Genomic DNA, 13,588 nt, shown 5'->3' with positions numbered 1-13,588 from the left:
GCGATGAACACCCATACCCGCTGGCTGCGGGAAGGATCACTTGCTGACAACCCGCGTACTGTAGCCCTCCGTAGTGCCGGAGGTCACATTGAGGGGCACCCTGTTCGGATGATCTTCGTCGCTGTGTTACGAGAAGAATTCTGATATAAGCCCCGACCACGACGAAGGGGCCGCCCTCCCGGTCGGGAGTGCGGCCCTGAGCAGCCAATCAGTGGGTTGAGCGCGTAGTCAGCCCAGGCGACTGATCACGCGATCAGCACGGGTTGAGTCGAGAGTCAGCGGTGCACCGGCCACACCATGCGGACCTCCGTGCCGACGCCCTCCTCGACGGGGCGCACCTGAAGATCCTCGACGAACCCGGCCAGCAGCGCGAAGCCCACGCCGGTGGTCAGGTCGTCCTCGTTGAGCGACTCGTTGGCGAGCTGGTCGGCGTCCAGCGCGGCCAGGCCGATGCTCGCCTCAATCGGGGCCCGGTCCACCACCCGCACCGCGTACGCCCCGTTGTCGGACATCTCCACCAGCACCGGGTCCGGCACGTCGTACTGCCGGTGCAGGGCCACCGCCCGGGTGCACGCCTCACCGATGGCCAGCCGCACCTCGTCGAGCAGGTCCTCGCGGACGCCGGCGCGGCGGGCCACCGCGACACCGACCAGCCGGGCGGTGCGCACGTGCACCGGGGCCGGCGAGAAGGAGAGCCGGACCGTCGCCATCAGGCGCCGGAGCCGGTCGGATCGGCCCCGATCGCCGCGTCGACGGTCGGGTACAGCGGGAAGACCTGATCCAGGGCGGTGATCCGGAAGATCTTGAGCAGCGGCTCCTTGCCGCAGACCAGCGCGAAGCTGCCGCCGGCCGCGCGCAGCCGCTTCAGCGCGCCCACCAGCACGCCCAGGCCCGTGGAGTCCAGGAAGTCGACCCGGCCCAGGTCGACCACGACGTGCCGGGCCCCGCCGTCGATCAGCTCCAGGAGCCGTTCCCGCAGCCGCGGGGCCGTGTAGACGTCGACCTCACCGCCGACCTCGAGCACCGTGTGCTCCCCCACGGCACGGGTCGCCAGCGACAGCTCCATCGGTCCTCCTCGCAAGAGTCGTAAACTCTCCTGGGCATCTAACCATCCCCGCCGGGGTCGTCCGCGAGGTCACCGGCGAAGGGCTTCCCCTTACCCACACCCCCGCCGGTCAACTCCGAACACTTGTGCGAGAGTGCAGGACATGCCCACCGCAGCCACCGTAGCCGCAGGCCACGGCCCCGACCGCCCGTCCGGCGCGGCCCCGGCCGAACTGCTGCGTCGGCTGCGTGCGCGCAGCGGCGGCGACGCCGACCCGGTCACCCACGTCGAGCGGGTGCCGGCCCGGCCCGGCGAGCAGACGCCGTGGCCACTGTGGGCCCCCGAGGAACTGCGCGCGGCGTTCGCCCGACGCGGCGTCGTCGCGCCGTGGCGGCACCAGGCCGAGGCCGCCGACCTGGCGTACGCCGGCACGCACGTCGTCGTCGCCACCGGCACGGCGTCCGGCAAGTCCCTGGCGTACCAGCTTCCCGCGCTGGCCACCCTGCTCGCCGACCCCCGGGCCACCGTGCTCTACCTCGCGCCGACCAAGGCGCTCGCCGCCGACCAGTTGCGCGCTGTCGCCGGCCTGGAACTCGACGGGGTACGCCCCGCCACCTACGACGGGGACACCCCGCGCGCCGAGCGGGAGTGGATCCGCCGGCACTCCCGGTTCGTGCTGACCAACCCCGACATGCTGCACCACGGCATCCTCCCCGGGCACGCACACTGGTCGGGGTTCCTGCGCCGGCTGGCGTACGTGATCGTCGACGAGTGCCACACCTACCGGGGTGTGTTCGGCTCCCACGTCGCGCACGTGCTGCGCCGGCTGCGCCGCCAGTGCGCGCGCTTCGGGCGTACCCCCGTGTTCCTGCTGGCCTCCGCCACGTCGGGCGACCCGGCGACGGCGGCCGGGCGGCTCACCGGCCTGCCCGTCGCGGCCGTCACCGACGACGCCTCGCCGCGCGGCGGGGTGACGTTCGCCCTGTGGGAGCCGCCGCTGCTGCCCGGCCCCGGCCAGGCCCCCGGCGCCGGCCAGGCCCCCGGCGTCGGCGGCCCGGCGGGCGGGGCCGGCGACCTCGCGCCGGTGCGCCGGTCGGCGCTGCGGGAGACCGCCGACCTGCTCGCCGACGCGGTCGCCGCCGGGGTGCGCACCCTCGCCTTCGTCCGGTCCCGCAAGGGCGCGGAGGTGGTGGCCGCCACCGCGCGCCGCGCTCTCGACGAGGCCGTCCCCGGGCTCGGCGAACGGGTGGCCGCCTACCGGGCCGGGTACCTGCGCGAGGAGCGGCGCGAGCTGGAACGGGCCCTGCTGCACGGCGACCTGCTCGGGCTGGCCTCGACCAACGCGCTGGAGCTCGGCGTCGACCTGGTCGGCCTCGACGCCGTGCTGATCTGCGGCTGGCCGGGCACCCGGGCGTCGCTGTGGCAGCAGGCCGGGCGGGCGGGGCGCTCCGGCGACGAGGCGCTCGCCGTGCTCGTCGCCCGGGACGACCCGCTGGACACCTACCTGGTACACCATCCGGAGGCCCTGTTCGGCCGCCCCGTCGAGGCCACCGTGCTCGACCCGGCCAACCCGTACGTGCTCGCCCCGCAGCTCGCCTGCGCGGCGGCCGAGGCCCCGCTCACCCCCGCCGACCTGGACCTCTTCGGCGACGGCGCGAAGGAGGCCGTCGACTCGCTCGTCGCGGCGGGCGCGCTGCGGCAGCGGCCGACCGGCTGGTACTGGCGGCACCGCGAACGCCCCGAGGTGGACCTGCGCGGCGAGGGCGGCGCCCCGGTCTGCGTGGTCGAGGCGGCCACCGGGCGGCTGCTCGGCACCGTCGACGGCGGGTCAGCCCACTTCCTCGTCCACGCCGGCGCGGTCCACCTGCACCAGGGCGTGTCCTACGTGGTCGACTCGCTCGATCTCGACGACGGGTGCGCGCTGGTGCACCCGGAGGAGCCCGACTGGTCCACCCACGCCCGGGACGTCACCTCGCTCACCGTGGCGTCGGTCCGCTCGTACGTCGACGCCGGGCCCGTCGGGCTGTTCCTCGGCGAGGTGGACGTCACCAGCCAGGTCGTGTCGTACCAGCGGCGACGGATCTCCTCCGGCGAGGTCATCGACACCCGGCCGTTGGACCTGCCGGCCCGCGAGTTGCGCACCGTCGCCGTCTGGTTCACCCTCTCCCCGGAGTCGCTGGCGGCGGCCGGGGTCGAGCCGGCGGACGTGCCCGGGGCGCTGCACGCCGCCGAGCACGCCGCGATCGGGCTGCTGCCGCTGATGGCCACCTGCGACCGGTGGGACATCGGCGGGCTGTCCACGGCGCTGCACCCGGACACCGAGGCACCCACCGTCTTCGTCTACGACGGACACCCGGGCGGGGCGGGCTTCGCCGAGCGGGCGTACGGCACGGCCGCGCAGTGGCTGCGGGCCACCCGCGACGCGATCGCCGAGTGCGGCTGCGAGGCGGGGTGCCCGTCCTGCGTCCAGTCCCCGAAGTGCGGCAACGGCAACAATCCGCTGTCCAAGCCGGGCGCGCTCCGGGTGCTCGACGTGGTGCTGGCCAACCTGCCCGCGCCGGCCGACCCGGGGGCGGCGCTACCCAGGCAGGGCGACCGGCGCACCGGGTAGGGCGGCCGGGCCGGGGGCGGACGGGGTGCTGGGCGCGCGGCGTGCCGGGGCGGCGGCGACCACCCAGCTTTCGGGACGGGTGCATGAGCGCCGGGCGCAGTGGGCATTGATGCATGGGAGCGCTTCCATGTCATGCGCCCACCCCACTACCCTGAGATCGCCGTTTCCCGCCGCCGGAGGAGGAGCCGTGGCCGACACCATCGCCGAGACCGTCGACCTGCTCTACACCATCGACCAGGAACACCTCACCCCCGACCAGCAGATCGCCCTCGGTGCCGCGATGGCCACGCTCGCCCAGGCGGAGCGGCTGGAACAGATCAACGAGCGGCTGCGCGGCATCCACCAGGTGCTCAACACGTGGGCGCTCAAGGCCACCGTCGACGGCGGACGCTGACGCTGACGCTGATCAGCGGGAGGGTGACCGGCGGGCGGGCGGTTGTCGGCGGGCTGTGCGAGACTCCGGCGACCCTTTAAAGGAGATCTCATGCAGCTCGACACCTTGCAGCACCAGCAGCAGTTCCACGTCCGGCAGCGGATCCGGATGATGGTCAACCAGTACGAGGTCCACTCCGTCGCCCCCGACGGCTCGGAGGGCGGGCTGCTGGCGTTCGCGCAGCAGAAGCGGCTGGCCTTCAAGGAGCAGGTGACCATCTACACCGACGACAGCAAGCAGCAGCCGTTGCTCGGCTTCAAGGCCCGGCAGCGACTGGACCTCGGCGCCACGTACGACGTGACCGACCACGCCGGCACCCCGATCGGGCTGTTCCGCAAGGACTTCGCCCAGTCGCTGCTGCGGTCCACGTGGCACGTCGAGCAGGCCGGCCTGCCGCAGATCACCGGCCAGGAACGCAGCATGCCGGTGGCGCTGCTGCGCCGGTTCGTGGACTCGCTGTCCTGGCTGCCGTACCACTTCGACTTCACCGCCGGCGGCCAGCCGGTGTTCTCGGTCGTCAAGAAGTGGGGCCTGCGCGACCGGTACGTCGTCGAGGTGCACAACCCGCAGATCGACCGGCGACTCGTGATCGCCATGGCGATCGGCCTGGACGCCCTCCAGGGCCGCTGAGACCCGAGGGCCGCTGACCCGCTGGCGCTCGGCTTCCGGCTCGGCCGGCCTGGCGGTCGTCCCCGGTCCGAAGGGCCGCCGGGCGGCTCCCTGTCCGACGACCCGGTTCTGGCCCCGGTCCCGGCTCCCCTGAGTGGCCGGGCCGGGGCCGAGGGCTGGGCCGGGAGCCGACGGCCGGGACGGGCCGGCACGGGCGGTCGCCGTGGCGACCCGGGTGAGACCGGGCACCGGCGTGACGATCACCTCCGTCGTCACCACGGCGTCCAGCCCGTCCAGCCGGCAGCCGGCCAGCCGCGCCCCGTTCGCCCGCGCGACCTCCTCGGCGGACGCGCAGGCCGCCTCGCCGCCGGTCAGCGCCCGCGCCGCTGCGGCGAGCGCGCCGAAGTCCGCCGCCACCGCAGCCCGCTGCCGCGCGACCCGGGCGGCGCCGACGGCCGCGCCGAAGACGCCCACCAGCACGAACACCAGCCCGACGGCGAGCAGACACACGGTCGCCCCGCCCCGCTCACCGTCAGGCCGCGGTCCCTGCCGGCCGCACGAGCGCCAGGCGCGACACGAGCGCCAGCGGCGACATGAGTGGCACGAACGCCAGGCGCGACACGAGCGGAACAGGCCCCAAGGGGCGGGACGCCTCGTCACGACCGTGGCCCCGGGGCGCCCGGCTCCACGGCGGCGACCGCCGTGGCGGTGACGGTGACGAGGGGCAGCCGGGCACCGAAGGCGCGCACGGGTGCCTTTACGGTCGCGGTGACCCGGCCGTCGCCCACCGAGACCGAGACCTCCGCCCCGGCGGGCGCCGCCGCCTCCCCCGCCGCCACGCCGGGCTGGCCCCGGGAGGCGGCGAGGGCCGCCTCCCGGGCCGCACCGAGGCAGCCGGCCTGCGTCGCGACCGCGTTCACGGCGGTGAGGCCGGCGAGCAGGAGCAGCAGCACCGCCGGCAGGCCGGCGGCCAGTTCCGCCGTGAACGACCCGCGCTCCCGGGGCGACCGGGACGGCTGCCGTGTCGGCCGGCCGCCCTCGCCCGGCCCCGGTTGTCGCTCCGGCGTACCCCGACCGGGCCCGGCCTGCCGGCGGGCGGTCACTTCAGTGCCCGGTCGATGACGGCGGTCAGCGCGGACTGCACGTTGCCCGAGGTCAGCACCTTGAGCAGGATGCCGGCGAACGCGACGGCGGCGAGGGTGCCGACGGCGTACTCGGCGGTGTTCATGCCGGCGTCGCCGCGCAGGCGGTGGAGGATCTTGCGCATGGGCGTTCTTCCCTTCTCGACGGTCGCCGCGCAGCCGGTCGGCTGGCGGCGCTCAGAGCACGTCGCCGAGGACGGCGACGATCACCGGCACCAGGCCGGCGAGAATGAAGGCGGGCAGGAAGCAGAGCCCCAGCGGCAGCACGATGAGCACGCCGGCCCGCCGGGCGGCGGCCTCGGCGGCGGTCGACCGGTCGGCGCGCAGGTCGTCGGCGAGCCGGGTCAGCGCACCGGCGAGCGCGGCACCGCTGTCGGACGAGCGCAGCGCGGCACCGGCCAGCCGTTCGGCCCCGGGCACCGGGAGCAGATGCGACCACGCCTCCTCGGGGCGGCCACCGAGCAGCAGGGTCCGGCCGACCAGGCCCAGGCGCTCGGCGAGCGGCCCGCCGAGAGCGTCTGCCACGGCCAGCACGGAACGGTCCACCGGCGAACCGGCCCGCATCGTGGCGGCGAGGAGATCCGCGGCGAGGGGCAGGTCGGCGGCCTCCCGGAGCCGCCTCTCCCGAGCTGCGGGCGGCTCGATCCGGCGCAGGCCCCGGTCCGCCGCGACGGCGGCGACGACCCCGCCGAGGAGCCCCGCCCAGCCGCCCAGCACCACCAGGACAGCGAGCCCGAACAGCCCTGCCCCGAGACGGATCGGGTCCGGCCACCACGCCGGTCGGGCCCGGCCGGCCGCCTCGCGCGGCCCCGCCGCCTCGCGCGGCCCCGCCGCCTCGCGCGGCGCGTCCGCCTCGTTCGGGCCGAACGATCTGTGCGGGCCGATCGATCTGTGCGACCCGTCCGCCGTGCTCGAACCGACCGCCTGCCTGCGCCGGCCCAGGCTGCGCAGCCGGCGGGCGGAGCCCGCCCGCGTGCCGACGGACAGGGCGAGCACCGCCGCGACGACGAGGCAACCGGCGGCCACCACCTGACGGGTCATCGGGGGCTGCCGCCGGGCGCGGCACCGAGGCGTTCCGTCCACAGCAGGCCGGCGAGCTGAAGGACCACGGCCGCCACCGCGCAGCCGCCGCCGACGGGGGTGTGCAGCAGGACCGCGACCGGGTCGACGCCCACCCCGTAGCCGAGCCCGATGCCGCCGAGCGGCAGGGCGGCGAGCAGCCAGGCGGTGGCCCGTGCTCCGGCCGCCTGCGCGGCGGCGGCGGCCAGCCCTCGGTCGCCGGCCCGCGCGTCGGCCTCGATCCGTTCCAGCAGGTCGGCCAGGGGCGCGCCGGTGCGGTCGGCGAGCCGCACGGCGGCCCGGGCCAACTGGCGGAGCCGATCCGCCCCGTCTGGCGGGGCGGCCGGAAGGCCGGACTGCCCGTGGGCACCCGGTGCGGCACCGTGGGGAGCCCCGCCCGGCGAAGCCGGCGCGCCGCTCGGCACGGACTGGCCGGCGTCCGGGGCCAGGACGGATCGGCCGCCCGGTGTCAGGGCCGCGGAGACGGTCAGCACCGGCACGCCCGCACGCAGTTCCGCGGCGAGGGCGCAGAGCTGGTCCAGTCCGTGCCGACGGGCGCGCTCCTCCAGCCGGACGCGCTGTCTGCGGGCCAGCCCCCGCACGAGCAGCGACCCGTACGCGCCGACCACCACGGCGGCCACCGGCCCGGCCAGCAGACCGCCTGATCCCGCACCTACCGCGCCGGCGACGAGCAGGGCCCGCCGGGGCGAGGCCGACAACCACTCGGGCAGCCGCAGCGACCGGGTGCCGGAGGCGGACGACGCCGACGGGTCGTACGCCCGCTGGTAGGTGTCGACGGACGTCCCGGAGGGACGGGAGCCGAGCTGCCCCGGTGGCGGGCCCGGTCGGTGTCCCGCCGTTGGGGGACGGTCCGGTGTGCCGGCGGGCCGGCGTGGGTCGCGGCGGCCGGGCGGGCCCGGTCGCCGGCCGCCGCTGGGCGGGGTGGCCGGGCCGGGCCATCCGCTCGGCGCGGTGGCGGGGCCGGTGCACCGGCTGGCCGGCGTCGGCCAACCCGGCGGATGGGTGTGTCCGGTGAGCTGCCCGGCCTCTGCCTGCCGCCGCGCCGGGCCCGGCGCGCCGCCCGGGTCGGGCGGGTCAGGGACCCGCGCGGCCCGTTCGTCGACGCCCCGGTCGCCGGGTGGGTGCTGCGACGCGGGCGACAACGCACCGAGGACGGACCGCCGCCGGGCCCGGCCGTTGCGCAACGGCCACACCACGGTCGCTGCGGCGGCGACCAGGCACACGGCCACCAGCCAGCCCGCCGTGGTCACGTGGAACCGCCACGCCGGTGAGCCGCCCCGGGCGCCTCCGCCGGGCCGGCCCGCTCGGGACGCTCCCGCGGTGGCCACCCCGCGCCGAGGACCGGCGGGACCGCGACGTCCCGCTCCCGCAGCAACATGCCGAGGGCCTGCGCGGCGGGGCCCGGGCCGTGACCGCGCGCCCAGGCGGGGACGACCGTGACGAGGCGGTCCGGGCCCTGCGGGAGGAGCAGGCAGACCGACTCCAGCACCCGGCCCCGCGCGCCCCGGCGGACCTGGAGCAGCACCTGGAGCGCGGCGGCGACCTGGGCGTGCAGCGCGGCCCGGGGCAGCCCACCCAGCATGCCGAGCGCCTCCAGCCGGGCCGGCACGTCCGAGGGCGCGTTGGCGTGCAGCGTTCCCGCGCCGCCGTCGTGGCCGGTGTTCAGGGCGGCGAGCAGGTCTACGACCTCCCCGCCCCGGCACTCCCCGACCACGAGCCGGTCCGGGCGCATCCGGAGCGCCTGCCGGACCAGGTCGCTGAGCCCGACCGCGCCGGAACCCTCGACGTTGGAGGTGCGGGCCTGCAACCCGACGACGTGCGGGTGCACGGGGCGCAGCTCGGCGGCGTCCTCGACCAGCACGATCCGCTCGTTGCCGGGTACCAGCCCGAGCAGGGTGTTGAGCAGGGTCGTCTTGCCGGAGCCGGTGCCGCCCACCACCAGGTACGCGAGCCGGGCGGCCACCACGGCGGCCAGCACCGGGGCGGCCGGCCGGGGCACGGTGCCCTGCCGCACCAGGTCGTCCAGGGTGAAGGGGCGCTGCCGGAAGGTGCGCAGGGACAGGTAGGGCCCGTCGGTGGCCACCGGGGGCAGCACGGCGTGCAGCCTCGTGCCGTCCGGCAGCCGGGCGTCGGCATACGGGGAGCCGTCGTCGAGACGACGGCCGGCCCCGGCGGCGAGGCGCTGCGCCAGGCGGCGTACGTCCTCGACGGTGCCGACCGGCACCGCCACCTGGTGCAGCCCCTGACCGCGGTCGACCCACACCCGGTTGGCGTTGACGAGAACGTCGGTCACCTCCGGGTCCGCGAGCAGGGGTGCCAGCGGGCCCGCGCCGACCAGGTCGTCGTGCACCCGGCCGGCGATGCGCAGCACGGCGGTGTCGCCGAGGACCGCCGCCGCCGGCTCGGCGCGTACGGCGGAGACCACCGCCGCCGGTGTGACCGGGGTGGCCGTGGCGGCGAAGCGGTGCCGCACCCGGCTGGCGATCTCCTCGCCGTCGGCGTGGCCGTTCACGCCGCACCCGGCGTGGGGACGCCGGTCAGCTCGCCGACGATCCGCTGGCAGAGCGCGGCGAGGGGGCCGCGCCCGTCGGCGGCGGGGGCCTCCCCGCGCTCCAGCCCCCGGCACAGCCCCGGCTCGGGGCGGAGCGTGCCGGCCAGCGGCAGGCCGAGTGCGCGGGCGACCTCGACGGCCTTGAGCCGGCCCGGTGCCGGGCCCCGCACGACGACGGACAGCTGGGCGCAGTGCGGGGCGGCGGCCGCCGCCACCCGGGCCGCCGCGGCGGTGGCCCGCAGCTCGGCCGGAACGACGAGGAACGCCTGGTCGGCGGCCTGCAACGCGAGCACGGCCGGGTCGTCGAGGTGCCGGGGCACGTCGGCGACGACGAAGTCGCGCCCGCGCCGGGCCGCGTCGAGGGTGGCCGCCATGGCCGGGGCGGGCAACGGGAGCGGGTCTCCCCGGTCCCAGGAGAGCACCACCAGGTCGCCGCGGCTGGGCAGGGCCCGGACCAGCGCCGGAGGGTCGACCCGACCGTCGGCGTCGGTCAGCGCCGGCCAGCGCAGCCCGTCCAGTTGCTCCCAGCCGAGCACCAGATCGAGCCCGCCGCCGAGCGGGTCGGCGTCGACGAGGAGGGTGCGCAGCCGGGCCCGGGCGGCGGTGACGGCCAGCCCGCCGGCGAGGATGCTGGCGCCGGCGCCGCCCCGGCCGCCGAGCACCGCGACCACCCGGGCGACGCCGTCGCCGGCCTGATCCGGCGCGCACTCGGCGAACCGGTCCACCAGCCAGGGCTCGGCGGCCGGCAGCGTGGCGACGTGCTCGGCGCCGATCAGCTCGGCGATCTCCCAGCCGGGATCGAGCTGGCCGGTCCGGCCCACCAGGACCATCCGCGAGCGGCGCGGCAGCCGCGCCCGCAGGCAGGATTGGGCCTGGTCGTCGCCGACCAGCACCAGCGGGGCCGGTGACCACCGGGACCGGGCGGCGGCCGGGTCCGCGGCCACCTCGACCTCGGTGCCGCCCGCGGCGGCGAGCCGGAGCAGGTCGTCGAGCAGACCGTCGTCCGAGGTCACCACCAGGGGCAGTCGGCGGCGCGGCGGGAGCGGGGTGCGGGGTGGTGGCATCGCGGCCTCCAGCAGTCGGGCTCGGGGGTGCTGCCGGAGAGCGTGCCCGGGGCGCGGTCCCGCTCGCCGCCCACCTGGGCTCCCCTGTGGATAACGGAGGGCACTGTGGACAACGCCCGAAGGCCGGGTGGATCTGCTATGGCGGGCCGAATCCGCGCAGGTGGGAGAGGCAGGCCACGGCGGGCCCCTCGGCCCCGTCGCACGGCCCACCGTCCGAACACACCGCCGGGCGGCACGATCGGCCCCGGGTCGGACGGCGACGGCAGCCGGTCACCGGCAGCGCCCGGGGCGGCGATCCGCCGCCGCAACCACTGATGGGCGTCGTTGCAAAATTCCCCTCGGCAACCATTGACCTCGGGGAAGCCCATTTCGCATAATTCGGTCCTCCGTGCCGCCGATTCGAGTGGCACCGTGCGCGGATCGGGGCCATGACCCACTCAAGCGAGTTCGACGATCGGCGCAGGCTCGACATCTCCAGGGGCACCGGGGAGGGTGCCGGGACGGTCGCGCGCCTGCGTATCGGTGGCTGGGTGCCGCCGTCGGTGGAGCGGGCGGCTCTGCCGTCCACGGCGTACCAGGCGTTTCCCGTCGGCGATGGTTGGGCCACGACGGGTCCGGGGGCGACGCCGGCCGCCCAGCCGCCGGCCGCGCCGTCGAGGCGGGCCTTCGGCAGCGACGGGCCGCAGTTGGCCCTCGTGCTGACCTCCGTGGCGGTCGGGCTGGTGGCCACGCTGGCCATCACCCTGCTGCCGCTGTTCAACGCCTATCAGCCGTATCAGCCGGGGCCGATCGCCCAGGAGCCCATCCGGGTGGGCCTGCCCACCGACAGCGCGACGCCCACGCCCACCCTCTCGCCGGCGCTGGGATCGCTGTCGAACCGGGCCACGGCGCCGGCCCGGGCCTCCGCGTCGAGCCGCCCGCCGGCCGGTCGGCCCCGGGCCACCGGCCCGACCCCGACCGCCCGCGCGACCGCGAGCCGGCCCGCCCCGGCGACCACCGGGCCCCGGCCGCACCCCACCCAGGCGGGTACGGCGGAACTTCAGGCGCTCCCGCCGTACGCGGAGTCGCGCCTGCGGTCGACCGGCGGCGGCCGTTCAACGTACGTCGAGTTCGTCAACGCCCGGCGGGAGCGGGTCGTCGTGTACTGGCTCGACTGGGACGGCCGTCGCCGGCAGTACCGGGCGCTGGGGCCGGGCGAGTCCTACCGGCAGCAGACCTACGTCGGGCATCCGTGGGTGGTCACGAACGACCGGGGGTGGGCGCTGGCCTGCTTCCAGCCGGAGCCCGAGACGCGCCGGGCCGTGGTGCGCTGAGACGACGGTGGCTCACCGTCGCGGCACCGGCCACGACGGTGAGCCACCGCACCTCGCTAGTTGGCGACGAGGCGGAACTGCTGGTTGGTCTGCCCGTGGCAGTCGTAGAGCTGGACCTGCTGCCCGTTTCCGGTGCCCCAGACGTCGAGGCAGCGGCCGGACTGCACGCCCGAGATGGTGCCGTTGGAGTTGACGTTCCACTGCTGGTTGGCCTGGCCGTTGCAGCTGTAGATCTGGACCGCCGCCCCGTTGCCGGAGCCGTTGGCGTCCAGGCACTTGCTGCCGTACACGGTCAGTTGCTTGCTCGCGGTGTAGGTCCACTGCTGGTTGGTCTGGCCGTGGCAGTCGTAGAGCTGCACGCGGGTGCCGTCGTTCTGCGACGCGTTCGGCACGTCGATGCACCGGCTCGACTGGCTGCCGACGATCCGGTTGGCGCCGCCGGACGGCGGCGGCGTGGTCGGCGTGACGGTCGGCGTCGCGGTCGGGCTGCCGGTGGGACCGGGGCCGGCGGCGTTGAGGGCGTTGAGGACCGAGGTGTACGCGGCCTTCTTGTTGCCCCCGCCGTCGAACAGCAGCGGGTTCTCGCTGGAGCGCCAGGAGTCGCTGTCGCGCACGCCCCAGACGGTGATGCCGATGCAGCGCGGGACGTTCAGGCACGCCTGGGTCAGCCCGGCGTACTGGGTGGTGGAGGCGTTGGTGACGTCGACCTCGGTCAGCGCCACGTCGACGCCGAGCGCCGCGAAGCTGGACAGCGTGGTCTGGAAGTTGCTCGGCAGCGAGCTGCCGCCGGTGAAGTGGGTCTGGAGGCCCACGCAGTCGATCGGCACGCCGCGGGACTTGAAGTCCTGGATCATCCGGTAGACGCCCTGCGTCTTGCCGTAGCTCCAGTTCTCGATGTTGTAGTCGTTGTAGCAGAGCTTGACCGACGGGTCGGCGGCCCGGGCGGTGCGGAACGCGACCTCGATCCAGTCGTTGCCGGTGCCCTGGAGGTTCGACTGGCGGCGGCTGCCGTCCTCGTTGAACGCCTCGTTGACGACGTCCCACGCGGCGAGCTTGCCCTTGTAGTGGGCCATCACGCCGTTGATGTGGTTGATCATGGCGGTGCGCAGCGCGCTGCCGCTCAGGCGCTGCATCCAGGCCGGCTGTTGGGCGTGCCAGGCCAGGGTGTGCCCCCGGACCTTCAGGCCACGTTGGGTGGCCCAGTTGTAGATCTGGTCTCCGGCCGAGAAGTTGAACTGGCCCTGGTTGGGCTGCGTCGCGTCCGGCTTCATCTCGTTCTCGGCGGTGATCATGTTGAACTCACGCGCCGCGATGGTGCTGTACGTGGAGTCGTTCAGCCTGCCCCCGGCGATGGCGGTGCCGAAGTAGCGGCCCGACTGCGCCGCCGCGGCCCCCAGCGTGGTGGCCGCCTGGGCCAGGCTGGGCACCACCAGCGCCGCACCGGCCAGCACCAGCGCGCTGGCGGCGCTGGCCACCACCACGCGGCGGCGACCGTTGCTCAGTAGACGTTTCATGACACTCCTTTGCATATCCATCGACGATGCGCAAAGTTGGAAGGAAGCATGTGGATCCACGCGCCCATTTCCGAAACTTTCGGAAACTGCCGTAACTGGACTGCAACATACCCGCAACCGCGTGATCGGTCAATGTCGATGGCATCGTTGCGCGAGGCGCGCCGAAGCGCACCCTTCGGTCGCGGCGAGGGCACGCCGGACGCCCGACAGGTGACGCGCCCCTGCC

General features: G+C 75.7%; 13 protein-coding genes and 1 pseudogene. 4 read left to right on the top strand and 10 right to left on the bottom strand.

Annotated elements, in window-relative coordinates; genetic code table 11:
• Positions 1-275 precede the first annotated feature (275 nt).
• The gene (locus tag ACFYWL_RS09660; protein WP_386969805.1) at positions 276-713 is read right to left on the bottom strand and encodes an ATP-binding protein; all 438 of its coding nucleotides are present in this window, start codon (positions 711-713) and stop codon (positions 276-278) included.
• Positions 710-1,066, bottom strand: coding sequence for an STAS domain-containing protein (locus tag ACFYWL_RS09655; protein WP_178063006.1), 357 nt, complete (start codon positions 1,064-1,066; stop codon positions 710-712). The genes ACFYWL_RS09660 and ACFYWL_RS09655 overlap by 4 nt, the downstream gene beginning before the upstream one ends.
• Before the next feature lie 142 nt (positions 1,067-1,208).
• On the opposite strand from ACFYWL_RS09655, the gene ACFYWL_RS09650 reads away from it, so the two are divergent.
• The 3 genes from ACFYWL_RS09650 to ACFYWL_RS09640 all read left to right on the top strand — a co-directional run bounded on the left by ACFYWL_RS09650 (position 1,209) and on the right by ACFYWL_RS09640 (position 4,719).
• A complete protein-coding gene (locus tag ACFYWL_RS09650) occupies positions 1,209-3,656 on the top strand; it encodes a DEAD/DEAH box helicase (protein WP_386969711.1) in 2,448 nt (815 codons plus the stop codon).
• A gap of 187 nt (positions 3,657-3,843) precedes the next feature.
• Positions 3,844-4,050, top strand: coding sequence for a hypothetical protein (locus tag ACFYWL_RS09645; RefSeq protein ID WP_386969708.1), 207 nt, complete (start codon positions 3,844-3,846; stop codon positions 4,048-4,050).
• Between the two features lie 90 nt (positions 4,051-4,140).
• Positions 4,141-4,719 (top strand): hypothetical protein, encoded by a 579-nt coding sequence (locus ACFYWL_RS09640; protein WP_386969705.1) that lies wholly within the window; start codon positions 4,141-4,143, stop codon positions 4,717-4,719.
• A gap of 174 nt (positions 4,720-4,893) precedes the next feature.
• Here ACFYWL_RS09640 and ACFYWL_RS09635 read toward each other — a convergent pair.
• The 7 genes and pseudogenes from ACFYWL_RS09635 to ssd all read right to left on the bottom strand — a co-directional run.
• Positions 4,894-5,208: pseudogene (locus tag ACFYWL_RS09635) on the bottom strand (Rv3654c family TadE-like protein); the annotation flags it as partial.
• A gap of 146 nt (positions 5,209-5,354) precedes the next feature.
• Entirely contained in the window at positions 5,355-5,672 is a 318-nt protein-coding gene (locus ACFYWL_RS09630; protein WP_386969802.1) for a TadE family type IV pilus minor pilin, read from the bottom strand.
• Positions 5,673-5,797: 125 nt separating this feature from the next.
• Positions 5,798-5,965 carry a DUF4244 domain-containing protein gene (locus ACFYWL_RS09625; protein ID WP_386969702.1) on the bottom strand — a complete coding sequence of 56 codons (168 nt, stop codon included), beginning with the start codon at positions 5,963-5,965 and terminating at the stop codon, positions 5,798-5,800.
• Between the two features lie 52 nt (positions 5,966-6,017).
• Positions 6,018-6,599 carry a type II secretion system F family protein gene (locus ACFYWL_RS09620; protein WP_386969799.1) on the bottom strand — a complete coding sequence of 194 codons (582 nt, stop codon included), beginning with the start codon at positions 6,597-6,599 and terminating at the stop codon, positions 6,018-6,020.
• Positions 6,600-6,877: 278 nt separating this feature from the next.
• Positions 6,878-8,170 carry a type II secretion system F family protein gene (locus tag ACFYWL_RS09615; protein ID WP_386969699.1) on the bottom strand — a complete coding sequence of 431 codons (1,293 nt, stop codon included), beginning with the start codon at positions 8,168-8,170 and terminating at the stop codon, positions 6,878-6,880.
• Complete coding sequence (locus ACFYWL_RS09610; RefSeq protein WP_386969696.1) at positions 8,167-9,432, bottom strand: TadA family conjugal transfer-associated ATPase; 1,266 nt, start codon at positions 9,430-9,432, stop codon at positions 8,167-8,169. Before ACFYWL_RS09610 ends, ACFYWL_RS09615 begins: the two co-directional genes overlap by 4 nt.
• Complete coding sequence (gene ssd, locus ACFYWL_RS09605; protein WP_386969797.1) at positions 9,429-10,484, bottom strand: septum site-determining protein Ssd; 1,056 nt, start codon at positions 10,482-10,484, stop codon at positions 9,429-9,431. Before ssd ends, ACFYWL_RS09610 begins: the two co-directional genes overlap by 4 nt.
• 479 nt (positions 10,485-10,963) lie before the next feature.
• Here ssd and ACFYWL_RS09600 point away from each other — a divergent pair, with 479 nt between their 5' ends.
• Positions 10,964-11,848 (top strand): hypothetical protein, encoded by an 885-nt coding sequence (locus ACFYWL_RS09600; RefSeq protein ID WP_386969693.1) that lies wholly within the window; start codon positions 10,964-10,966, stop codon positions 11,846-11,848.
• Between the two features lie 56 nt (positions 11,849-11,904).
• On the opposite strand, the gene ACFYWL_RS09595 is transcribed toward ACFYWL_RS09600, so the two are convergent.
• A complete protein-coding gene (locus ACFYWL_RS09595) occupies positions 11,905-13,362 on the bottom strand; it encodes an endo-1,4-beta-xylanase (protein WP_386969690.1) in 1,458 nt (485 codons plus the stop codon).
• Positions 13,363-13,588 lie beyond the last annotated feature (226 nt).

The sequence above is a fragment of the Micromonospora sp. NPDC002575 genome, from assembly GCF_042889525.1.
Taxonomy (GTDB): domain Bacteria; phylum Actinomycetota; class Actinomycetes; order Mycobacteriales; family Micromonosporaceae; genus Micromonospora; species Micromonospora carbonacea.
Note: the sequence above shows the minus strand (reverse complement) of the source record. Positions and strands in the feature narration are given on the sequence as shown.